At 41.3% G+C, this 271-nt stretch carries 2 tRNA genes; both read left to right on the forward strand.

The features are described 5' to 3' along the window. Window positions 1-11: 11 nt before the first annotated feature. Window positions 12-96: transfer RNA gene (locus H5300_RS27390), tRNA-Leu, on the forward strand. A gap of 51 nt (window positions 97-147) precedes the next feature. Next, a tRNA-Met gene (locus H5300_RS27395) sits at window positions 148-224 on the forward strand. Window positions 225-271 lie beyond the last annotated feature (47 nt).

The following is a 271-nucleotide window of genomic DNA, read 5'->3' on the forward strand; positions in this document are numbered from 1 at the left end:
AAAGCTTTGCTGCGGTCGTGGCGGAATTGGTAGACGCACCAGATTTAGGTTCTGGCGCCGAGAGGTGTGAGAGTTCAAGTCTCTCCGACCGCACCATTATTTCTCTTTAATTAGAGATAAAATAGTGAATACATAAAATTCATTATTGGCTACTTAGCTCAGTTGGTTAGAGCACATCACTCATAATGATGGGGTCGCAGGTTCGAATCCCGCAGTAGCCACCATTCTTTCTTTATGAAAGAAAAAGTACAAACAACGTTATATTGAATTA

The organism is Vibrio sp. SG41-7 (genome assembly GCF_014164465.1).
GTDB lineage: Bacteria > Pseudomonadota > Gammaproteobacteria > Enterobacterales > Vibrionaceae > Vibrio > Vibrio splendidus.